At 61.9% G+C, this 21,504-nt stretch carries 15 protein-coding genes; 10 read left to right on the top strand and 5 right to left on the bottom strand.

All coding sequences use genetic code 11. The annotated features are described in order from the left end of the window. Positions 1-4 precede the first annotated feature (4 nt). From MKZ40_RS13455 to MKZ40_RS13445, 3 genes are all read right to left on the bottom strand, one after another. Complete coding sequence (locus MKZ40_RS13455; RefSeq protein WP_175090370.1) at positions 5-1,411, bottom strand: cytochrome ubiquinol oxidase subunit I; 1,407 nt, start codon at positions 1,409-1,411, stop codon at positions 5-7. Between the two features lie 565 nt (positions 1,412-1,976). Continuing rightward, entirely contained in the window at positions 1,977-3,221 is a 1,245-nt protein-coding gene (locus MKZ40_RS13450; RefSeq protein WP_175090371.1) for a GGDEF domain-containing protein, read from the bottom strand. After that, positions 3,218-4,717 (bottom strand): GGDEF domain-containing protein, encoded by a 1,500-nt coding sequence (locus MKZ40_RS13445; protein WP_175090372.1) that lies wholly within the window; start codon positions 4,715-4,717, stop codon positions 3,218-3,220. The genes MKZ40_RS13450 and MKZ40_RS13445 overlap by 4 nt, the downstream gene beginning before the upstream one ends. Positions 4,718-5,261: 544 nt before the next feature. Between MKZ40_RS13445 and MKZ40_RS13440 the strand changes: the two genes are divergently transcribed. The 4 genes from MKZ40_RS13440 to MKZ40_RS13425 all read left to right on the top strand — a co-directional run bounded on the left by MKZ40_RS13440 (position 5,262) and on the right by MKZ40_RS13425 (position 8,781). Beyond that, complete coding sequence (locus MKZ40_RS13440) at positions 5,262-6,197, top strand: 3-keto-5-aminohexanoate cleavage protein (RefSeq protein WP_131432243.1); 936 nt, start codon at positions 5,262-5,264, stop codon at positions 6,195-6,197. Next, a complete protein-coding gene (locus MKZ40_RS13435; RefSeq protein WP_175090373.1) occupies positions 6,194-7,147 on the top strand; it encodes an L-carnitine dehydrogenase in 954 nt (317 codons plus the stop codon). Before MKZ40_RS13440 ends, MKZ40_RS13435 begins: the two co-directional genes overlap by 4 nt. Continuing rightward, positions 7,147-7,614 carry a thioesterase family protein gene (locus MKZ40_RS13430; protein WP_175090374.1) on the top strand — a complete coding sequence of 156 codons (468 nt, stop codon included), beginning with the start codon at positions 7,147-7,149 and terminating at the stop codon, positions 7,612-7,614. Before MKZ40_RS13435 ends, MKZ40_RS13430 begins: the two co-directional genes overlap by 1 nt. Before the next feature lie 120 nt (positions 7,615-7,734). Continuing rightward, positions 7,735-8,781: an alpha/beta hydrolase gene (locus tag MKZ40_RS13425; RefSeq protein WP_254627175.1), complete on the top strand. Its 1,047-nt coding sequence runs from the start codon at positions 7,735-7,737 to the stop codon at positions 8,779-8,781. A 99-nt stretch (positions 8,782-8,880) separates the two neighbouring features. Here MKZ40_RS13425 and MKZ40_RS13420 read toward each other — a convergent pair whose 3' ends face one another. Together MKZ40_RS13420 and MKZ40_RS13415 are read right to left on the bottom strand one after the other, a co-directional pair. Next, entirely contained in the window at positions 8,881-9,804 is a 924-nt protein-coding gene (locus MKZ40_RS13420; RefSeq protein WP_175090375.1) for a hypothetical protein, read from the bottom strand. 138 nt (positions 9,805-9,942) lie between these two features. Continuing rightward, positions 9,943-10,899: a GlxA family transcriptional regulator gene (locus MKZ40_RS13415; RefSeq protein ID WP_054557162.1), complete on the bottom strand. Its 957-nt coding sequence runs from the start codon at positions 10,897-10,899 to the stop codon at positions 9,943-9,945. Positions 10,900-11,438: 539 nt separating this feature from the next. Between MKZ40_RS13415 and MKZ40_RS13410 the strand changes: the two genes are divergently transcribed. The 6 genes from MKZ40_RS13410 to tdh all read left to right on the top strand — a co-directional run bounded on the left by MKZ40_RS13410 (position 11,439) and on the right by tdh (position 21,494). Continuing rightward, positions 11,439-13,241 (top strand): BCCT family transporter, encoded by a 1,803-nt coding sequence (locus tag MKZ40_RS13410; protein WP_282627926.1) that lies wholly within the window; start codon positions 11,439-11,441, stop codon positions 13,239-13,241. A gap of 465 nt (positions 13,242-13,706) precedes the next feature. Continuing rightward, complete coding sequence (locus MKZ40_RS13405; protein ID WP_175090376.1) at positions 13,707-15,404, top strand: BCCT family transporter; 1,698 nt, start codon at positions 13,707-13,709, stop codon at positions 15,402-15,404. A gap of 280 nt (positions 15,405-15,684) precedes the next feature. Further along, a complete protein-coding gene (locus tag MKZ40_RS13400) occupies positions 15,685-17,163 on the top strand; it encodes a BCCT family transporter (protein WP_175090377.1) in 1,479 nt (492 codons plus the stop codon). 434 nt (positions 17,164-17,597) lie between these two features. After that, on the top strand, positions 17,598-19,109 hold the full coding sequence (locus MKZ40_RS13395) for a Na+/H+ antiporter NhaC family protein (protein ID WP_175090378.1): 1,512 nt from the start codon (positions 17,598-17,600) through the stop codon (positions 19,107-19,109). Between the two features lie 124 nt (positions 19,110-19,233). Beyond that, on the top strand, positions 19,234-20,472 hold the full coding sequence (locus MKZ40_RS13390) for a glycine C-acetyltransferase (protein ID WP_175090379.1): 1,239 nt from the start codon (positions 19,234-19,236) through the stop codon (positions 20,470-20,472). After that, on the top strand, positions 20,469-21,494 hold the full coding sequence (tdh, locus tag MKZ40_RS13385) for an L-threonine 3-dehydrogenase (protein ID WP_175090380.1): 1,026 nt from the start codon (positions 20,469-20,471) through the stop codon (positions 21,492-21,494). Before MKZ40_RS13390 ends, tdh begins: the two co-directional genes overlap by 4 nt. Positions 21,495-21,504: the final 10 nt, after the last annotated feature.

The following is a 21,504-nucleotide window of genomic DNA, read 5'->3' as shown; positions in this document are numbered from 1 at the left end:
CAGCTCAACTCCTCACCGTACGGCTGGCATCGTCATCCAGGCTCTCATGGGCGGCAGACAGCGGACGCATCGCGGTCTCGACTTCGTCATGCGGCAGTTCCGGTTGCATGCCACCGCGGATGACGCGGGTCAGGTAGTAGCTGCCGGTCACGAAGACCACCAGATAGACCAGGAAGTAGCCGATCAGAGTGGTCAGCACCATCCATCCGGTGAGTGACGGCGTAACGGCCTCCTGCTGAGTCATCATCCCGTAAACCAACCATGGCGACCGCCCGGCCTCGGTCACGAACCAGCCCGCCAGCACGGCGAAGAATGGCGCAATGGACATCAGGCGCAGCGTCTGCAGGAAAGGACGTGAGTGATAGAGCCTGCCCCCGCGGCGCAGATAGAAACCGATGAAAGCCACGGCGATCATCAAGAGCCCCATCGCCACCATCACGCGGAACGACCAGAACACGAACCACACCGGCGGCTGCTTGTCAGGCGCGACCTCCTTGAGCCCCGGCACCACACCGTCGGGGTCATGAGTCAGAATCAGACTGGCAAGCTTGGGAATCGCGATCTCGAAGTGGTTGGTCTGGGCTTCCTTGTCCGGCCAGGCGAACAGCAGCAGCGGCGCGCCCGACTGAGTCTCCCAGTTGCCTTCCATCGCGGCGACCTTGGTCGGCTGATGTTCCAGGGTATTGATACCGTGCATGTCACCCACCACCGCCTGGGCCGGAGCCAGCACCAGCAGCAACCACATGCACATGGACAAGGCCCGCTTGTTGGCTTCCACGTCGCGTTTGATCAGCAGATACCAGGCACTTACCCCCGCCACGACAAAGCCACCGGTCAGGAAGGAGGCGATCGCCATATGGGCGAAGCGATACGGCAGGGAGGCATTGAAGATTGCAGCGGCCCAGTCCTTGACGAAGAAGTGGCCATCTACCAGCTCCACGCCTGCCGGGGTCTGCATCCAGCTATTGGTGGAGAGAATCCAGAACGAAGAGATGAAGGTCCCCAGTGCCACCATCAGAGCTGAGAACAGATGAACCCCTTCCGGCACCTTGCCTCGCCCAAACAACAGCACGCCGAGGAAGCCCGCCTCCAGGAAGAAGGCCGTCACCACCTCATAGCTGAGCATCGGGCCGATGAAGTTGGAGCTGGCATAACTGAAGTTGCTCCAGTTGGTACCGAACTGGAAGGCCATCACGATTCCCGAAACCACCCCCATGGCGAATACCACGGCAAATACCTTCACCCAGAAGGCGGCAAGTCGATCCCAGGCAGCATTGCCCGTCTTGTAATAAAGCCCGTGCAACAAGGCAACATAGGACGCCAGACCGATAGTAAACACCGGGAAGACGGCGTGGAATGACACGACAAAACCGAACTGTATTCGCGACAGCATCACGGGATCCAGTTCCATGGGCGACTCCTCACGACTTCAAGCTTCAGGATTGCACAGCGCGCGCCTCATCCAGAGACAGAGCACTCTGTGGCAGCGATATCACGGTCAGGCCGTGATCACACGATAGACAGGCTCAATGCTTTTTACTGACATACGGAGCATAGAAAACAACGTTCTAACATGCACGATGACGTATTGCCGCAGGCCTGGCCGTACCCATCATCATCAAATGCTGCGTGACAGGGCCCGCCATATTGCATGGCAGCATCTCCGTATTTTTCACTCAGATCACTTCCACTTACCACCTTTCTTTCGCTGCATAACCGTATTTATTGACGCATATCAAGATACCCAAACACCGAGCTTCAGACACGGCCAATGATAATCAAAATCAGTGCCGGAGCAGCTTGACTGCCATTGGACGCCCCCACTGATTCGAGCACTTACATTAATATAGACTTATGTAAAGACATACCCTTTCGAGAATACATGTTATTTGCTTCCATGCCTCGATTGCTTTTTTGCCAAACCTCTTACTTTGCCCTCTTCTTCTTGTTCTGTTCCACCACTCTGGCGCAGTCACTCACCCCACGACACACCGATCACGGCCCTGATGCTTGGCATCATATAATGCTGCATCGGCGGCACGTACAAGGTCGGTGAAGTTGGTGTGCTGCTCAGCCTTGTAGCACACCGCCCCGACACTGACGGTCAGTACTTTCGCCACGGAGCTTTCGGGGTGGATGAGCTTGAGCGCACGCACCTTGCGACGGATGCGTTCGGCGCAGGCCCGCAATTGCCGCTCGGTCACTGACTCCAGCAGAACCAGGAATTCCTCGCCGCCATAGCGCACCACCATGCCCGGCTGCGGGCCGATGGCGGCCTGGAGGGCCTCGGCGACCTGCCGCAGGCAGTGATCCCCTTCCACATGGCCATGATGGTCGTTGTAAGTCTTGAAGTAATCGACATCCACCATCAGGATCGCCAGCCCATTCTCACGGGTCAGGTCCGCCCAGCGCTGGGCCAGATCCCGTTCCAGGTGACGCCGGTTGTAGACGCCCGTCAGTGCATCGCAGTTGGCTTCTCGGGTAAGGCGCTGACCGGCAGCACGCTTCTCCTCCAGCAACAGTCGCTCACGCTGGCGCAGCAACCACACCTGCCGCTGATTGTGCTCGAGCTGGTAATTGGCCAATAGCGAAAGTCCCGTGGTGCTGACGAATATCACCATCGCCAGCAGCTCCAGCCCCTCCTGACCGGCAGGTTCCAACACGATCACCCCGGCCATGATGAGCGTGCAGGTCAGCGACGCCGTCAGTGCCTGGGGGAAGCGCAGCCGAAAGAGAATGTTGCCGACCATCGGAAAGAAGCCGAACAACAGCGTATCGACATGCGAAAGCTCGGTGCGCGAGAGCTGCAACAGGATGGCGCTGACCAGCATGGTGTTGATCACCAGCGCAGTCATCAGCCATTCCTTGAGCCGCATGGAAGACGCGCGCTGCACCAGCGGCAGCACCAGCATGGCCACCACGCAGACACAGCCCAGCCGCAGCATGGCGGCCAGTGCCAGGTCCTCACTGCGATGAATGGTGTCACTGATCAGGAAGGTGGCATACATCACGAAGGCGAAGATGCCGGAATACAGCAAGCCACGCGTGCGCGAGACGCGTGTCTCTTCCACATACCGGGTCTCGAGGGCATCAGGAAACATGAGCCGCCAGCGTGACGCGCCATGACCGTCGATCAGCCCCTCGACGACCCCGCGCTCGGCGGCCACCGCCGCGGGCATCATCGCCTCACGGCCGCCGGGGAGTCGCTTTTGACTTCTCATGACAGGCCCGCTCCGCCCATCGGCGGCCTGTGATCAGGCAGCTCAGCCTTCTGTTCATCGTGCTGCGCATTCTGCCGCTTACCCTGCGGCGCAGCCTGGCGCTCGTCATGAAGGCCATCACGCAGGTCATCACTGACCTGGGCGCGCGCCTTGTCATGGCCGTTGCCACGTTGCACGCAGGTACGGTTGCGGCCATGGCGCTTGGCACGATAGAGCCCCTTGTCGGCCTGATCGACCCAGCGGCTGAGCAGCGTCTCGACCGCCATGTCACGCGTCATCTCATCCTCCATCCCCTCGCCCTCGAGCAGGTACGACAAGGGGATGACGCAAAGCCCCACACTCAGGGTGACGACGCCGAGTTCCGACTCGCGGTGAGGCAGCTTGAGCGACTTGATGGCATAGCGCATCGCCTCGGCCAGGCTGCGCGCATGCTCGAGATCCCGCACGGCCACCAGGGCGGTAAATTCCTCGCCACCGAAGCGGACGACGCTGGCCAACGCAGCCTCTTTCCCCTCGAGAGCACCGGCGTTGCCAGCGCCTTTTTCTCTGTCCAGTGTTTCGTGCAAGGCCTGGGCGATCTGATACAGGCAGTTGTCGCCCGCAACATGTCCGTAGTGATCATTGAAGGCCTTGAAGTGATCGACATCCATCATCATCAGCGCCAGACATGGTAAGGGTGGCACCGGATGGGACGCTGACACGCCGTTCTTTGCCTGCTGAGCATCGCCATGGTGCTGCTTGAGCACCTCGATCAGATGACGGCGATTGTAGAGCTGGGTCAAGGGGTCGAAGCTGGCCATTTCCTGCAGCTCGGCATTGCGCGACTCGACATCCTGCAGACGCAGTTGATCGATGGAGGTCATCAGGTAGGCATGGCGGGCCGAGAACTCTATGCGAAAGCTGGCAACCAGCGAAAACAGGCAGAACGCCATGAAAACGAAGGCGATCGCGAAGTCCATGTGGGCATAGGGCATCGCGACACTCAGCGCTACGCTCATCACGATGGCCATTCCCCCTGCCGACAGCACCAGAGCCGAGACGAAACGAATCTGCATCAGGACGATACCGATCAGTGGCACCACGCCCAGCGCATAGAGTTCGAGGAAGCAGCGCAGGTGATTCTCGCGCACCGCCAGCCACGCCGCCAGGCCGATCACGCCCCACAGGGTCGCGACCAGCAGCGCCTCGCGCCCGGCGGAACGACAGACCTCGCTCTTGAGGACCAGCACGAGTATCGCGAGTGCGATGCAGACATACAGGCGCAGCATCACGGCGAGATTCTCTGTCACCGGCATCACGATCGGCGCATAGACGGTGTCATAGAGCACGAACATCAGCTGAAAGATGATCAGGCTCCAGCAACCCATTACGGCACGGCTTACCCGCCGACGATGCTCGAACTGCTCAAAGTCTCTCTCGAGTTCAGGGGCAAAGCTCAGCTTCGCAGGGGTCGTGGCACTCAGGTGCTGCTCCAATATTGCCATTCGTGAAGGCATGTCTGATTTCCCTTCAATCGTCCTGCTTTCTTTATCACATGCGCCGATGTTGAAAGCACGCTGACGGAAATGACAAACGCCTCAGGTCCGTGTTGATACCCCGCTGATGGACGAAAATCCAACGAAAACACCGGGCCTCGATGAGGCCCGGTGTTCTAGATACAGCTGACTGCGCTAACTGGCTCAACCGATGATGGCGTTGAGCAGCAACAGGATAATGATGGAAATGGCCCAGGCGAGTGTCGTCGGCTTAGATGCGCCCTCTAGCTGTACCTCCCTCAAGACGCAGCCCGATAGGCTCAGGCGCTAGGCGTCTAACCGATGCATTCGCGTCCATCAGGGCGGGTTGGCGCCCGGCCTGAGCAAAGTTGACGTAAAACGCAAAGTATCCGGCGTCTTCCGATCATCTCACTGCCCTCAACTTCACGACACTGTGTTCAACAAAGGCGCAGAGGCGATGCGACCGGGACGTGCAGGTTGACGTCTGGTGACATGGCCGCTGCGACTTACCGCAGACAAGTGTTCTGACACGTGAGGCCCGACGATGAATCGCAAGACTATCCTGACATGCGCCATCACTGGCGCGGGTGATACCGCCAGCAAGAACCCGAATGTTCCGGTGACGCCGAAGCAGATCGCCGATGACTGCATCGCGGCCGCCAAGGCCGGTGCCAGCGTGGCTCACATTCACGTGCGTGATCCGGAGACCGGCGGCATCAGCCACTCCACCGAGCACTTCCGTGAAGTCATGGACCGTGTGCGTTCCGCCGACACCGACATCGTCATGAACATCACTGCAGGTGGCGGCGGCGACTGGATTCCGGACGTCAACGACCCGACTCGCGGTGGCCCGGGCACCGACATCCAGACCCCGGCCGAGCGTCACGCGCCGATCCAGGAACTGCTGCCGGAACTGTGCACCCTGGACTGCGGCAGCCTGAACTTCGGCGACATGGTCTACATCAACACCGCTGACTGGCTGCGCGAGCACGCTCGTCTGGTGCAGGCCGCTGGCGTCAAGCCGGAGCTCGAGTGCTTCGATCTGGGCCACGTCTGGTTCGCCCGTCAGCTGCAGCAGGAAGGTCTGCTCGACGACGACCTGCTCTTCCAGCTGTGCCTTGGCATCCCGTGGGGCGCGGAAGCCGACACCGAAACCATGCTGACCATGAAGAACAAGCTGCCGACCAACTCCAACTGGGCTGCCTTCGGCATCGGCCGCATGCAGATGCCGATGGTCGCACAGGCCGTGCTGCTGGGCGGTCACGCTCGCGTCGGTCTCGAAGACAACCTCTATCTGTCCAAGGGTGTGATGGCGACCAACGCGCAGCTGGTCGAGAAGTCCTCCGGCATCATCGAGAACCTGGGTTCCAGCGTGATGACCCCGGCCGAGACGCGTGAATTCCTCAAGCTGCGTGATCCGTCCACCGGCAAGACCGCTGGCGATATCGCCGCACTCGAAACCGCTGGAGGTGTCGCATGAGCCAGTTGTCTGTCGTAGGAACCGGTGTCATCGGCAATGGCTGGATCTCTCGTGCGCTGGCCAATGGCTGGGATGTGGTCGCCTTTGACCCGGCGCCGGACGCCGAAGCCCGTACTCGCGCCTTCGTCGCGAATGCCTGGCATGCACTGGAAAAGGATGGCCTGGCAGAGGGTGCCTCCGTCGAGCGTCTGCGCTTCGCCGCGACCCTCGAGGAAGCCGTGATCGGCGCCGATCTGATCCAGGAGAACGTGCCGGAGCGCCTGCCGCTCAAGCAGGAAATCCTCAGCGCCATTGATGCCGCTGCCGAAGAGCACGTCGTGATCGGCTCTTCCACCTCCGGCTTCAAGCCGACCGATCTGCAGCAGGACTGCAAGAAGGCACCGGGCCGCGTCATCGTCGCTCACCCCTTCAACCCGGTCTATCTGCTGCCGCTGGTCGAGCTGGTCGGTGGCGAGCACACCTCACCGTCACTGCTGGAAGGCGCTCGCGATGACTACCAGCAGCTGGCGATGCGTCCGCTGATCGTGCGTCGCGAGATCGAAGGTCACATCGCTGACCGCCTGATGGAAGCGCTGTGGCGGGAGGCCCTGCACCTGGTCAACGACGGCGTCGCCACCACCGAAGAGATCGACGCGGCTGTCGTCTATGGCTGTGGTCTGCGCTGGTCGCTGATGGGCACCTTCCTGACCTTCCACCTCGCGGGTGGCGAGCAGGGCATGCGTCACATGCTCGAACAGTTCGGCCCGGCCCTGAAACTGCCGTGGACCAAACTCGAAGCACCGGAACTGACCGACGAGCTGATCGACAAGGTCGTGGAAGGCTGCGAATACCAGGCAGCAGGCCGCCCGGTCGCCGAGCTGGACCGCCGCCGCGATGACTTCCTGGTCGAGCTCTTGAGCCTGACCCGCAAGTACTGGCCGGAAGCCGAAGGCCTCGAGGGGCGTATCTGATGGACCTGCTCGAGATCACGGTGCCGCATGAGTGGGTCGACTATAACGGCCACATGAACGATGCCGAGTACGCGCGCGCCTTCTCGATGGCGGTCGAGGCGCTGATGGAGCACGTGGGCCTGGGGGAGGAAGGTCGCAAGGAGCACGATCTGACCATCTACACCCTGGAGACGCACCTGTGCTATCTGGCGGAAGCGCACGAGGGCCAGATGCTCAAGGTCAAGGTGCTGCTGCTGGACCATGACGCCAAGCGCCAGCACGTGCTGTTCACCCTGACCGATGCCGATGGCGGCGAGATCGCCACCAGCGAGCAGATGTTGATGGCGATGAGCATCAGTGGCGGTCGTCCCACCCCCTGCCCAGAAGCGGTCGCGGAGCGCATTGCCGCCCTGCCCCAGTCGGCAGACAGCGATGACTGGCCCAAGGCGGCCGGTCGTCGTATCGCCATCCGCCGCAAGACGGCCTGAGACATGTGACAATCGGTGTCCGATTCGGATAACAAGTCGCTGATTCAGCGTCGAAACCCGCACCCTGCCAGTCTTCTGGCGGGGTGTTATTGTCTTGGGACACCCGCCGAGAGCCGATTCATGACCATGACGCCTTCCCCCATCACCTGTCGTACCTTCATCAATGACTTCGCACGTGGCATGGATGAAATGGTAGAGATGCCGCTGGCAGACGCCCGCAAGCGCTATGAACAACTGTGCCAGCAACTTGGTGCGCCACTCGCGGAGGGCATCACGTCTCATGAAAATCATGTCGAGGTCGCCGGCCGCGCGACGCCGCTGCGCCTGCGCCACTTCATCCCGGAGGTGGCACGCAAGGCGGATGGCAACCTGCCGGCACCGGTAGTGTTTCTGCACGGCGGGGCCTGGCAGATAGGCTCGCCGGAGAGCCATCAGGGCATCGCCTCCAGTCTGGCCGCCCAGCTGGGGCGTGAAGTGGTCAGTGTCGATTATCGCCTGCTGCCAGAAGCCAGCTATCGTGACGCACTGGCGGATTGTCTGGCGACCATCGAGCACCTCTCCGCCACTGTCGAACCGGTGGCCATCGTCGGTGACAGCGCCGGCGCTCGACTGGCGATGGATGTGGCGCGCCGACTCGATACCGAGATGCCCAACATCGGCCTGCAGGGCACGCGCATGCAAAGCCTCGGCACCCACGGCGCGGAAATGGAGAAGGCCCACCATCAGGAGAATCCGCCCCCCGAGAAGCCCACACGCTATGTGCTGGGGCTGATCTACCCGCCGATGGACCCGGTCTTCGTGCTGGCTAAAGAAAATGAGTTCGCGCTTGGCTCGGACGCCCCGCTGCTTGGCCGTGAGGAAGTGGTCAGCATGTGGCTGACCGTCGCCGAAGGCGACCGCTCTGCCAGCTACTCGCCCTCGCCGGCCCATTCCCAGCAGCCGCCGGCACGCCAGATCGAAGTGCTGGCCGCCGAGCATGATCCGCTGACCCAACCGCTGGAAGCAGCGTTGGATGTCTGGCGCTGGCGCGGTGCCGATGTCGGTTATCGCTGCGCACGCGGCATGGTGCATGCCGCACTACATGCGCATCACGCGCTCCCCGAGATGCAGCACGCCTGGCGGGCCTTCTGTGAAGCCCTCGATCGACGCCTGTGCGACCTGGACTGACGCAGACTTCCCGCGCACATATGGATACCCAGCTACGCAAACGCCCAGCCGAGAGCACCGTGACTGGGCGTTTGCGTGACAGGCGGCAACGTTCGAGCCTCAAGTCGTCGCTTCCGTTCTCAGACTGGCCGCTGACATGAAGCGCAGCTCGATGGCGACCGGGCACTGACGGATGCGCTGATGCCACTCTTGCTCCAGCCGCTCCCGCGTCATGCCCTGAGACGAATCATCCGTCAGCACGACCACGACGATCAATCTGAAATTGGCCTCCAGGATGCGGTCCACCAACAGCGCTTCGTAGAGCAGACTTTGCAGCACCGTCTGCGCTCTGGCGTAGTGCTTGAGCACCTTCACTTCAATGAACGTGAAGGGAGCACCATCCCCCTCGAGCAGTGCATCAAAGCAGGCATCGGTCTCGCCGACACGCACATGCCGCGTCATCGCGCCGCTCGTACTACCGCCACCACCCGCCGTGGAGGACTCCTGCATCTGACGCAGCACCGCATCCTTCAGCCGGGTCACCTGCTGGCGATGATGATCCAGATGCTCGGCACGCGATAACGGCGCCTTCTCGTCGGTGCCGCCCTGAGGGCTCAACAGCTGCGCAACATCGGCATCGTCGACGGCCTGACCGCTATCCTCATCTGCGGCTGATACCTGAGCCTCGGCGTCTACTCCGCCCTGCTGCCAATCACTCTCCCCCAGCGACGCCTGCACCTCGCGAGTCAGACGCTGCTCCTGCTCAGCTGGCGATAGCGTGCGCATGAAGGAGCGGTCCTTGTCGTAATCCCCCGGCGCATACAACTTGCCGTGATGATGCGTCACGAGTCGATAGAACACCGCCAGCACCAGCAGCGGAAACACCACGATGAAACCGATCAGCGGCCAACGCTCCGCCACCGTCAGCATCTCGGCCGCCGAATTCAGCAACAGACTCGCGAAGCCATAGATCAACGAGATGAACAACGCGATGATCCCCAGCGGGTTTCGCGCCAACTGCCGGGCATATTTCACGAACTGCATGCGCGCTCCATTCCTTGGGGCTTGCTGAGAGCATCTTCATGTAATGGAGGCGAGCAGCCTGATAATGCAAGAGGCCCGCCTCACCACTGCATCACGATTAACGTCAGCGTCATCACGCCGATGGCGACCAGCCAGGCCTCAGCGCGTCTGGCGAGGAGAGTGCCCGAAGTGGTTGCGGTAGGCTCGCGAGAAGCTGGAGCTGGAGGTAAAGCCGCTCGACAGTCCGACCGAGAGAATATCGAGGTCGGTTTCCTTGAGCAGATGCCGCGCCCGCTCCAGGCGCAGCCGCAGGTACCAGGCTCGCGGCGAGGTCGACAGCTCCTGCTCGAACAGGCGCTGCAACTGGCGCAGCGAGACGCGACAGCGCTTGGCCAGCTCCTCCAACGACAAGGGGGTGTCCAGGTTCTGCTCCATCAGGGCGACCGCATCGACCAACTGGCGCTTGTGGGTGCCCAGGCGGCGCGCCAACGTCATGCGCTGCTGGTCCGTCCGCGTGCGCATGCGGTCGTGTACCAGCTGCTCAGAGACATCCACCGCCAGCGCCGTGCCGTGCCGGCGGGCAATCACATCCAGCGCCATGTCCATCGCGGCTGCCCCACCGGCACAGGAAAAGCGCCGCGCGCCCAGCTCGAACAGCTCATCCGAGGTACTGATGGTCGGGAAGCGCTCACGAAACGCCGGCAGGCTTTCCCAGTGCAGCGTGACGCGCTCGCCATCGAGCAGTCCTGCCGCCGCCAGCAGAAAACACCCGGTATCCAGGCCGCCCAGCACACAGCCTCCACCATCGAGACGATGCAGCCAGCCCGTCAGGGCACGATTGAGGTGCGCCTCGGGCTCGAAACCGCTGCACACCGCCAGCGAAGGCAGAGAGCGAATGTCGAGAATGCTGTGGTCGGCGACCAGCGTCATGCCACTGGAAGACGTGACCGGCTGGCCATCCTCACTGATGAGCAGCCAGCGAAACAGCGGCTTGCCACTGATGCGATTGGCGATGCGAAGAGGCTCCACGGCCGCGAAGAACGCCATCATCGAGAAGCGTGGCAGCAAGAGAAACCCGATGGTTTCCGGTAGTGGGCCGATGTAATCGAGTCGCATCGTGCAGTGGCTCCAGAGAGTGAGAAGGTGAATCCGCCCTGCCCGGCGACTGAGCGCAAGCAGCGTCAATGACATCCTGAGGGCAAGCCCCTGAGGTGCAGGCTCGGCTCACGCCCCTGCACCGCCGGAATGATATCCCGAAAGCGCCCATCAGACGGCCAACATTGTCGCTTTCGGGCAATAAAGAGTCGTATCACATCAAGAATATCATTGCATAATTTCTGTCTCTCAGACAGCTGCAACGCTCCTGCGCGATAGACCCTGCCAATGCGTCGGCGTGACCAAATGGGCTCGCTGGCGAACGCGCTCTCGCGACACAGCCAATTTTCCAGAAGCTGTAGCCATCAAAATCATTTCCATACATAATATATTGTAATGCTTTGAAGGAGTTAGCGTCTTTCGCCGCCTCTCGACAATCATTCACGTCTTCATCTCGTTGCCTTATCGACAACAATTTTTCGCAACAGATGAACGGTCATTCCGCCGTGACCGCGACAGGGAACGCTGGCCCTACGACCAGCTCGAACAGGAGATATTGCGTGACCCCACCTCAGCCTGATCCCGCCTCACCTGACATTGCCAGTACCAAAAACGCCAGTAACAAAAACGCCACCTCCAACAACACCACCTCTGGCGGCAGCGCCTCGGCAATCGTCGGTTCTCAGCGCTACCATTCACCGGACCTGAGCCTGCGCGTCGAGACCTCCGGCCCGCTCAAGGGCATGCACAAGGGCATGACCCTGACCTCCGCCGGCCTGCTGCTGCTTTTCGTTCTCGCCACCGGCCTGGCTCCCGAACTGTCCTCCAGCCTGTTCGGCGCCGCGCGCGCCTGGATCGAATCCACCTTCGGCACCTATTACCTGGTGACCATCGTCGGTCTGATCGGCCTGTGCATTGCCCTCGTCTTCTCCCCCTGGGGCAAGCTGCGCCTGGGCGCGCCGGATAGCCGCCCCGAATTCTCGCGCTTCACCTGGGTCTCGATGCTGCTCTCGGCAGGCGTCGGGATCGGCATCCTGTTCTTCGGCGTCGCCGAGCCGATGCTCTACTTCGACAATTCCGGCGGCTTCGGCTATCCCAACAACCCGCACGCTGACCTCGCCGGCCATATGGCGATGGATCACGCCCGCGCCGTCGACGCGCTCAAGCAAGCCTTCTTCCACTGGGGGCTGCACGGCTGGGCGGTCTATGTCATCGTCGGCATGACGCTGGCCTACTTTGCCTATCGCCGCAATCTGCCGCTGGCACTGCGCTCCGCGCTCTATCCGCTGATCGGTGAGCGCATCTACGGCCCCATCGGCCATGCCGTCGACATCATGGGCGTGCTGGGCTGCGTGTTCGGTATCGCCACCTCGCTGGGGCTGGGCGTCAGTCAGATCGCCGTCGGCCTCAACCGCCTGACCGGTATCGACTCGGGTATCGGCACCCAGGTCGTATTGATCGCGATCATCAGCGTCATCTCCATCGTCTCGGCGGTCTCCGGCGTCAAGCGGGGTATCCGCATCATTTCCGAGCTGAATGTCGGCGTGTCCGTCATCGTGGTCGGCAGCTTTCTGATCGGTGGCCCGACCCTGTGGCTGATCAGCATGTTCGGCGAGACGGTCGTTTCCTACGTGCGTGACGTCATCCCCATGGGCCTGTGGGTCGCGAGCACACCGGTCGAGCGCGACTGGCAGGATGCCTGGACCATCTTCTACTGGGCCTGGTGGCTGGCATGGGCTCCGTTCATCGGTCTGTTCATCGCGCGTATCTCCAAGGGCCGCACCCTGCGTGAATTCATCCTCGGCGTGCTGATTGCCCCGCCGCTGATCATCTTCATCTGGCAGACCCTGTTCGGCGGCACCGCCCTGCATCAGGAACTGAACGCAGCCATGGGTCCGGGCACCGGCCAGCTGATGGGCATGATTCGCGACTGGAATCTGCCAGAGGCGCTGTTCGCCACCGCAGATGCGCTGGTGAGCAATGGCATTCTCAGCACCGTGCTGACGTCACTGCTGATCTTCCTGCTGATCAGCTGGTTCGTGACCAGCTCCGACTCCAGCACCCTGGTCATCACCACCATCCTGTCGATGGGCGATGAAGACCCGCTGCCGCGTCACCGCATCTTCTGGGGTGTCTGCATCGGCTCCGTCGCGGCGGTGCTGCTGATGGCAGGCGGGCTCAAGGCGCTGCAGACGGTCCTGATGGCTGCTGCCTTGCCGGTCAGCTTCGTGATCCTCGCCATGACGCTTGGCCTGCTGGTCGCGCTGGTCGATGAATCACGCAGTGCAATCAAGTCGCGTCGTCGGCCCAAGAGCGGCCCGCAAGCCACGCCGCGAGCGGTCAGCCAGACCAACGCGGGCTAAGGACTGCAGAAGAGTCACACTCTTTGGTAGTGATTTGTCATCATCAAGTCACCAATGCCCGCTCAGGCCAACACCTGAGCGGGCATTGTCATTTCTGGCATCTTTTGCATGCCCTTGACGTCGTGTTGCGGCAAATAGCCGTCGCCTTTCTTCAACGCCCACACACCGCACCTGACTAGTCTGGAAGGCGCAACCCTCGGCCTGACAGCCGGTTGCGTTGCTGACAGGACACTGACAGCAAAGGTGCCCAGCTAGGCACGCATGACACTCTTGGCACTCTCGTGATTGGCCATCCCCGGCATTGGCCTGATCGAGAACACCACCCCCTACTTTCGCCACTGGCCTTGCCCGTACCGCTTTCGCTCTCAAGGCTTCAAGGCATTCAGGCCGCAGCAGGAGCGACAGCTCAAACAGCAATTAGAACGACAGCTCACACAACAACTACAACAATTCAGGAGTCTTCTCATGGCAGCGACAGACCATGATCCGCTCGGTGATCACGCACCACCCCCTTCGCAGAACAATGCCCTCACGGCACATCTCCATGTGGAAACCAGCGGCCCGCTCAAAGGCATGCACAAGGGCATGACCCTGACCTCGGCCGGCCTGTTGCTGGCATTCGTCGTCGGGGCCGGCCTCTCTCCCGATGGGGCGGCCGCCATCTTCGGTGCCGCACGCAGCTGGATCGAACATACCTTCGGTACCTACTACCTGGTGCTGGTGGTCGCGATGATCGCCCTGTCGTTGGCACTGGTATGCTCGCCCTGGGGCAACCTGCGCCTCGGCCCCAAGGATAGTGCCCCGGAATTCTCGCGCTTCACCTGGATCTCGATATTGCTGTCGGCAGGAGTCGGCATCGGCGTGCTGTTCTTCGGTGTCGCGGAGCCGATGTTCTATTTCGACAACTCCGGTGGCTTCGGCTACCCCAACAACCCACATGCGGATCTGGCCGGTGCCACCGCCATGGACCACGCCCGCGCCGTCGAGGCGCTCAAGGTGGCCTTCTTCCACTGGGGGCTGCATGGCTGGGCGATCTACGGCATGGTCGGCATGACACTGGCCTACTTCGCCTATCGCAAGAAACTGCCGCTGGCGCTACGTTCAGCGCTCTATCCGCTGATCGGTGATCGCATCTACGGCCCGATCGGCCATGCCGTCGATATCATGGGCGTGCTGGGCTGCGTGTTCGGTATCGCCACCTCGCTGGGCCTGGGCGTCAGCCAGATCGCGGTGGGCCTCAATCGCCTCACCGGCCTGGATGCCGGCATCGGCACCCAGCTGGCATTGATCGTCGTGATCAGCGCGATCTCCATCGCCTCGGCGGTCTCCGGGGTCAAGCGCGGCATCCGTTACATCTCGGAGCTCAATATCGGCGTGTCGATCATCGTGGTCGGCAGCTTCCTGGTCGGTGGCCCGACGCTTTGGCTGATCTCGCTGTTCGGCGAGACGTTGCTGGCCTATCTGCGCGATGTGGTGCCGATGGGGCTGTGGGTCGCCGAGACCCCGGGCGAGAGCAGCTGGCAGGAAGGCTGGACCATCTTCTACTGGGCCTGGTGGCTGGCGTGGGCGCCTTTCATCGGACTGTTCATCGCCCGCATCTCCAAGGGCCGTACCCTGCGGGAATTCATCCTGGGCGTGCTGATCGCCCCGCCGCTGATCATCTTCATCTGGCAGGCGCTGTTCGGCGGTACCGGCCTGTATCAGGAGCTGACGGCCAGCATGGGCGCCGGCAGCGGTGAGCTGATGACGCTGGTACGCAACTGGAACCTGCCCGAAGCGCTGTTCGCCACCGCCGATGCCCTGACAGGCAACGACGTGCTGGGCATCATTCTCTCGGCACTGCTGATCTTCCTGCTGATCAGCTGGTTCGTGACCAGCTCGGATTCCAGCACTCTGGTGGTCACGACCATCCTGTCGTTGGGCGATGAAGAACCGCTGGCGCACCACCGTATCTTCTGGGGCATCTGCATCGGGCTGGTGGCCGGTACGCTGCTGATGGCAGGCGGACTCAAGGCGCTGCAGACCATCCTGATGGCTGCCGCCCTGCCGATGAGCTTCGTGATCGTGGCAATGACGCTGGGCCTTGTGGTGGCGCTCTATCAGGAATCCGGCAACGCACTGAAAAGGTTCAGGAAACCTGCACAGCATCACACAGGCCCTTGAGCCCACTCAAAGCCCCTCACTCGACCCGAGTCCGTCGTGCCAGCAGGCAACGGCGGGTCTTGAGCCATGTCTTTCACGTCAGGCGTTGCACGAAACACATAATGTCGTGTTATGGAAAATACTGGTCGTCAATAAACAAAAATTCACCAGAGGGCAGGATAGGCTTATGAGGTCCTTGCCACCCACAGGAGTCAGCCATCGTTATCTGCCCTCGCTTGACGACTTATTGCTGCCGCCAGCTTGCCAGTTCGACAACAACAACTTCAGGAATCGCGCTCTCATGACGACCGACACTTCCTCCTCCCGCCAGCCCGAGGCCACCACGGATTCCGTCTGCGGCCTGGGGGACACAGACTCCGCCAAGGGCAAGTACCTGACCTCGATCGCCACCGTCGCGGTCATCACGCTGCTGATCGGCGCCGCCGCCCTCTTCCCGACGGGATTTCTCGCGGCCCTGGACGCCGTCAAGACCTCGGTGATCGGCAACTTCGGCTTCATCTTCACCTGGCCGGCCTTTGCCGTGTCGCTGCTGCTGGTCGCGGTCTGCTTTACCCCACTGGGCAAACTGCGCTTCGGCGAAGGCGAACCGGAATTCCATACCCTGAGCTGGATGGGCATGCTGTTCGCCACTGGCATGGGTATCGGCCTGCTCACATGGGGCGTGCTGGAGCCCAAGTATCATACCGATGCCGGACAGAGCACCGACATGGCGCTGCTCAACGCCTTCAATCACTGGGGCCTGCTCGCCTGGGCGGGCTACTTGGCCATCGGCGCGCTATTCGCCCACGCCATGTACAACATGCAGATGGCCAAGCCCGCCGAAGAACTGCTGGGCAACGGCCTGTGGAGCAAGCTCAACCTTGTCAGCCTCGTCGTTTCCACCGTCATCGGCCTGTCGCTGTCCTTCACCTACGCGACCACCCCGATCCAGCAGGGGCTGGTCAAGCTGGTCGGCATCGAGTTCAGCCCGACCCTGATCATCTGTGTACTGGCCATGTGCGCTATCGTCTCCTCCGCCTCGGGCCTCAAGCGCGGCATCAAGTGGCTGAGCAACTACAACACTCTATTCGCCATCATTCTGATGATCGGCGCACTGGTGCTGACCGTCCCCGGCGACATCCTCTCCACCTTCGTGCGTCTGGTGCCGGAATACCTGCTCAAGTACCCCGCAATGGCCACCGATATCGGCCTGGGCGATCCGGAGCGCAAGACATGGCTGGCTGACTGGCTGTATGCCTTCGAGGCGGCCTGGTATGGCTGGTTCATCTTCACCGGCGTCTTCATCGCCCGCATTTCCAAGGGCCGCACCCTGCGTGGCATGGTACTGGGCGTGATGCTGGTGCCGACCCTGTTCTCATGCCTGTGGTTCGTGGTGTTCGGTCTCGGCAGTCTGAGCCTGGGCGTCGATGACGTGTTCAAGCTGATCGATACCATCGACACCACCGGTATCCTCTCACTGATACTGACGCTCAACATCCTGCTGTTCTTCATCACCAGCGCCGACTCCGCGGGCTTGGTGTGCGAGATGCTGACCGTCAAACGCTCACGCGCCTTCTGGATCATCGCCATGGCCGCCCTGGCCGTCGTGGTCAGCTGGCTGGGCGGCGATGTCTACAAGACCCTCCTGAGCCTGATCTCGGTCGCCGCCATCCCCGTCGCCTTCGGCATCTTCGCCCTGGTGATCGCCTTCGTGATCCGCGTACGACGTGATCGGGCCTCCCAGGCAATCCCGGCACCGGCGACACTCGCTCAGCGCTGAACCGCCATGGCGTGAGGTGATCCGCAGCGCACACTAGTGCGATGCCGTCTGCCCAACACAACGGCCCTGCCCTCGAATGAGGTGCAGGGCCGTGTCACGTCTGATGGACACCTTTTTTCGCTACCCGCCACGAACGACACGTCTTGCGCCTTCGCCGCATTGACAGTCCATCAGCACACACTGATAGGCTGAAATGACTGGCAGAACGCTGGATTTTCAGCGCTTCATGCTGGAAAGACATCAAACATCCACAAGCCTTGCTGGCGTTTGTATTGCTGACAAGGCCATGCGGACATCGCCATTGCGCTCTGGCATGTGCCGAGTGCAATCCGATGCAAGGTGAAGCAAGTGCCTTGCCATTCGGAAGATCGTCTTGCCCAGCGACTGCCTCAAGTCGTCACCCAACAATCACAATGACGTAGACAGGTAATGACATGTCCCCGACTTCACAGCAGAGTCCTGGGCAGCAGAACGCTGCTCACCCGCCCAATGACGCATCACACGTAGCGCCTGGCTCCCCTTCGCTGACATTCCGCTTCGGTGCCTGGGGCGCCGCCATCCCGTTGATCTTCTTTGTCGTCTGGGCAATCACGACCAGCGTGCTGGGGCTGTCCTCTGAAATCGGCCTGGTCATGGGGGCACTGTTCGGGCTGACCCTCGGTCTGTTCTTCTGCACCAGTCGCTGGGAGGACTATGCCAACGGGCTGTTCGATGGGCTGACGCAGCCCATCGGGGTGGTCGCCATCGTCGCCTGGTTCTATGCCGGGATGTTCGCTCAGGTTCTGCAGGTCGGGGGACTGGTCGAAGGGCTCGTCTGGCTGGGCGGCATCTCGGACATGACCGGGGGCTGGTTCGTCGGGCTCACCTTCCTGCTCGCAGCCGTGTTCTCGACCGCTGTCGGTACTGGTTACGGCACCACGGTCGCCTTCTGCACGCTGATGTATCCGGCCGGTATCGCGGTGGGCGGTGATCCCACCCTGCTGTTTGCCGCAATTCTGTCCGGTGCCATCTTCGGCGATAACCTGGCCCCGGTGTCAGACACCACCATCGTCTCCGCCACGACCCAAGGCGCGGATGTCCCCGGCGTGGTGAAAAGCCGTTTCAAGTACTCGATTGCAGCAGCCTTGCCGGCGCTGGCGTTGTTCGTGATCTTCGGCGACAGCGAGCAAGGCGGAGTCACCGACCCCGCGGCGGTTCAATCGATGCAGGAGGCCGCCGATCCAGCGGGACTGATCATGCTGGCGCCCTTTGCACTGGTACTGATACTGGCACTGCGTGGACAGCACCTGCTGACCTCTCTGACCTGGGGCATCCTGCTCGCCATTCCTGTCATGCTGATCGCCGGCACCGGCAGCCTGCCACAGATCATCGCCTTCGATTCCGAGGCCGATGGCGTCATGACTGGCGCATTGGTTCGCGGCGTCGAAGGTTACGTCAACATGGGCATCCTGATCCTGCTGATCGTCGGTGCGGCCCACCTGATGACCCTCGGCGGCACCATGGAGCATGTCACGCGCCTGCTGATGCGCTGGATCAAGCAATCCATGCGCCGCGCCGAGCTGGCCATCTGGGGGATCGTGGCGCTGCTCAACAGCGCCATCACCATCAATACCGCCGCCGAAATCGCGGCCGCGCCCTTCGTGCGTGCGCTGGGCACCCGGTACCGCATCCATCGCTATCGCCGCGCCAACATGCTGGACGCCGTGACCTCCGCACTGGGCTACATCTTCCCTTGGGGGGCACCGGTGCTGTTGGGCTGGTCGACAATCCAGTCCATGCAGGGCACCTACGATTGGCTGCCCACCGTCTCGCCGACCGCCGTCTTCCCGTTTGTCTTCCAGGGCTGGTTCCTCGTGGCCATCATGCTGCTGGCTGCCATTACCAGCTGGGGGCTGACCTTTGAGGACGAGGATGGCAACGAACTCAAGGAGCACCCGGCCAGCTGAGCGCCCGATCCGCACCACGCCGCTGACAGACCCCGACTACGCTGAAAGCCTGTGCCATCACGTTTCCCGCAGGCGTTCAGCGTCCATCGGAAACGAACAGGACAACGACAGACAGGAGTGACGCATGCCAGCCAGTTTCCACGACCACCTCAGCCGTCAGATCAATGAACTGCAAGAAGAAGGTCTCTACAAGCAGGAGCGCGAGATCACCTCGCCCCAGCGTGCCAGCCTCAGAGTCGCGAGCGGTGATGAACGCGAGGGGCAAGGGTCGGAGGTGATCAACTTCTGTGCCAACAACTATCTGGGCCTGGCCGATAGCCCCGAGCTGATCGCGGCCGCGCAGCAGGCGCTGGAGCGTGATGGCTTCGGCATGGCCTCCGTGCGTTTCATCTGCGGTACTCACCATCAACATCGCGTGTTGGAAAAGCGCCTCGCGGCCTTTCTCGGCATGGACGATGCCATCCTCTATTCCTCATGTTTCGACGCCAATGGTGGCCTGTTCGAGACACTCTTCGGCCCTGAAGACGCCATCATTTCCGATGCGCTCAATCACGCCTCCATCATCGATGGCGTGCGCCTGTGCAAGGCCAGCCGCTATCGCTATGCCAACAATGACATGCGCGAACTCGAGGCCCGCCTCAAGGAGGCGGACGCCGCTGGCGCACGCTTCAAGCTGATTGCCACCGACGGTGTCTTCTCGATGGATGGCGTGATCGCCAATCTCAAGGGCATCTGCGAGCTCGCCAGACGCTACGATGCGTTGGTGATGGTGGATGACTCCCACGCCACCGGCTTCGTAGGGGCCAACGGGCGTGGCAGCCACGAATACCATGACGTGATGGACCAGATCGACATCATCACCACCACCTTCGGCAAGGCACTGGGCGGGGCCTCGGGCGGCGTGACGGCCGCACGCGGGCCCATCGTCGAGTGGCTGCGCCAGCGCTCGCGCCCTTATCTATTCTCCAATTCGCTGGCGCCGCCCATCGTGGCGGCGACCCTCAAGGCGCTGGACAAGGTCGAGGACAGCGCCGAGGCGCGCCAGAAGCTTTGGGAGAACGTCGAACGCTTCCGTCGCGGCATGCAGGAGGCCGGCTTCACCCTCGCGGGTGCCGGTCACGCCATCATTCCGGTGATGATCGGCGATGCACGGCTGGCGGGCGACTTCGCCAATCGCCTGCTGGAGGCCGGTATCTACGTGATCGGCTTTTCCTATCCGGTGGTGCCCAAGGGACAGGCGCGCATTCGCACCCAGATCTCGGCGGCGCATACCCCGGAGCAGATCGAGACGGCCATTGCCGCCTTCACGCGCATCGGCCGCGAGATGGGCGTGATCGACTCCACGACGGGAGGTGATGCATGAAGGCGCTGGCCAAGCTCAAGGCCGAACCCGGCATCTGGATGACCGAGACGGCCGTGCCGGAAATCGGCCACAACGATGTGCTGATCAAGATCCGCAAGACCGCGATCTGCGGCACGGACATGCACATCTATCAATGGGATGAGTGGTCGCAGGCGACCGTGCCGGTGCCGATGGTCACCGGTCATGAGTATGCAGGGGAGATCGTCGCACTGGGCAGCGAGGTGCGCGGCTATGAGATCGGCGACCGTGTCTCGGGCGAAGGACACATCACCTGCGGCCATTGCCGCAACTGCCGCGCGGGGCGTCGTCATCTGTGCCGCAATACCGAGGGCGTGGGCGTCAACCGTCCCGGCGCCTTCGCCGAATACCTCGCCCTGCCCGCCTACAACCTCTTCAAGTTGCCGGATGAAATCAGCGATGACCTGGCAGCCATCTTCGATCCCTTCGGCAATGCCGTGCATACGGCACTGGCCTTTGATGTGGTCGGCGAGGACGTCTTGATCACCGGTGCCGGGCCCATCGGCATCATGGCGGCGGCGGTCATCCGCCATATCGGGGCTCGCCACGTGGTGATCACCGATGTGAATGACTATCGACTGGCACTCGCCGAGCGGATGGGCGCGACCCGCACCGTCAATGTCAGCCGCGAATCCCTGAAGGAGGTGATGGCAGAGCTCGACATGCATGAGGGCTTCGATGTGGTGCTGGAAATGTCCGGCGTGCCTTCCGCCGTCGAGCAGATGCTCGATGTCATCAATCATGGCGGCAAGATCGCCATGCTGGGCATTCCGCCCGGCGAGATGGCCATCGACTGGACCAAGGTCATCTTCAAGGGGCTGACCATCAAGGGCATCTATGGCCGCGAGATGTTCGAGACCTGGTACAAGATGGCCAGCCTGATCCAGTCAGGTCTGGATCTTTCGCCCATCATCACCCATCGCCTGAGCGTCGCAGACTTCCAGCAGGGCTTCGAGATCATGGGCTCCGGTCAGTCGGGCAAGGTAGTGCTCGACTGGGACTGAGGGCGTCTGT

Source organism: Cobetia sp. BMC6, assembly GCF_029991385.1.
Lineage (GTDB): Bacteria > Pseudomonadota > Gammaproteobacteria > Pseudomonadales > Halomonadaceae > Cobetia.
Note: the sequence above shows the minus strand (reverse complement) of the source record. Positions and strands in the feature narration are given on the sequence as shown.

Excerpts from the sequence above, each read along its gene's own strand:
- MKZ40_RS13455 (WP_175090370.1), bottom strand. The coding sequence starts at position 1,411 with ATGGAACTGGATCCCGTGATGCTGTCGCGAATACAGTTCGGTTTTGTC.
- MKZ40_RS13450 (WP_175090371.1), bottom strand. The coding sequence starts at position 3,221 with ATGAGAAGTCAAAAGCGACTCCCCGGCGGCCGTGAGGCGATGATGCCC.
- MKZ40_RS13445 (WP_175090372.1), bottom strand. The coding sequence starts at position 4,717 with ATGCCTTCACGAATGGCAATATTGGAGCAGCACCTGAGTGCCACGACC.
- MKZ40_RS13440 (WP_131432243.1), top strand. The coding sequence starts at position 5,262 with ATGAATCGCAAGACTATCCTGACATGCGCCATCACTGGCGCGGGTGAT.
- MKZ40_RS13435 (WP_175090373.1), top strand. The coding sequence starts at position 6,194 with ATGAGCCAGTTGTCTGTCGTAGGAACCGGTGTCATCGGCAATGGCTGG.
- MKZ40_RS13430 (WP_175090374.1), top strand. The coding sequence starts at position 7,147 with ATGGACCTGCTCGAGATCACGGTGCCGCATGAGTGGGTCGACTATAAC.
- MKZ40_RS13425 (WP_254627175.1), top strand. The coding sequence starts at position 7,735 with ATGACCATGACGCCTTCCCCCATCACCTGTCGTACCTTCATCAATGAC.
- MKZ40_RS13420 (WP_175090375.1), bottom strand. The coding sequence starts at position 9,804 with ATGCAGTTCGTGAAATATGCCCGGCAGTTGGCGCGAAACCCGCTGGGG.
- MKZ40_RS13415 (WP_054557162.1), bottom strand. The coding sequence starts at position 10,899 with ATGCGACTCGATTACATCGGCCCACTACCGGAAACCATCGGGTTTCTC.
- MKZ40_RS13405 (WP_175090376.1), top strand. The coding sequence starts at position 13,707 with ATGGCAGCGACAGACCATGATCCGCTCGGTGATCACGCACCACCCCCT.
- MKZ40_RS13400 (WP_175090377.1), top strand. The coding sequence starts at position 15,685 with ATGACGACCGACACTTCCTCCTCCCGCCAGCCCGAGGCCACCACGGAT.
- MKZ40_RS13395 (WP_175090378.1), top strand. The coding sequence starts at position 17,598 with ATGTCCCCGACTTCACAGCAGAGTCCTGGGCAGCAGAACGCTGCTCAC.
- MKZ40_RS13390 (WP_175090379.1), top strand. The coding sequence starts at position 19,234 with ATGCCAGCCAGTTTCCACGACCACCTCAGCCGTCAGATCAATGAACTG.
- tdh (WP_175090380.1), top strand. The coding sequence starts at position 20,469 with ATGAAGGCGCTGGCCAAGCTCAAGGCCGAACCCGGCATCTGGATGACC.